Source organism: Streptococcus suis (assembly GCF_002964045.1).
Classification (GTDB): Bacteria; Bacillota; Bacilli; order Lactobacillales; family Streptococcaceae; genus Streptococcus; species Streptococcus suis_U.
Window position 1 is genome coordinate 1 of record NZ_POPB01000079.1, and the last position, 278, is coordinate 278.

Here is a 278-nt window from a genome sequence, read left to right on the forward strand (position 1 = left end):
TTCTTGAAGGACTTGTTTGCACAGATTGGGCTGACTTTGGTGGATTTCAAGCTAGAATTCGGGGTCGACTCGTCTGGTCAGATTTTATTGGCGGATGAGTTTTCGCCTGATAATTGTCGTTTGTGGGATGCGGATGGCAACCATCTGGACAAGGATGTTTTCCGTCGGGGTCTCGGGGAATTGACCGAGGTTTACGAGGTCGTATTGGCAAAGTTACAAGAAGTGAAGTAAGGATTGGAAAAATGGCGAAGCGAATTTTTGTTGAGAAGAAGGCGGAT

At 46.4% G+C, this 278-nt stretch carries 1 protein-coding gene; it reads left to right on the plus strand.

Annotated elements, in window-relative coordinates:
* The coding region (locus C1E99_RS00350) for a phosphoribosylaminoimidazolesuccinocarboxamide synthase (RefSeq protein WP_330848210.1) at window positions 1-231 on the plus strand (231 nt) is incomplete at its 5' end.
* Between the last annotated feature and the right edge of the window lie 47 nt (window positions 232-278).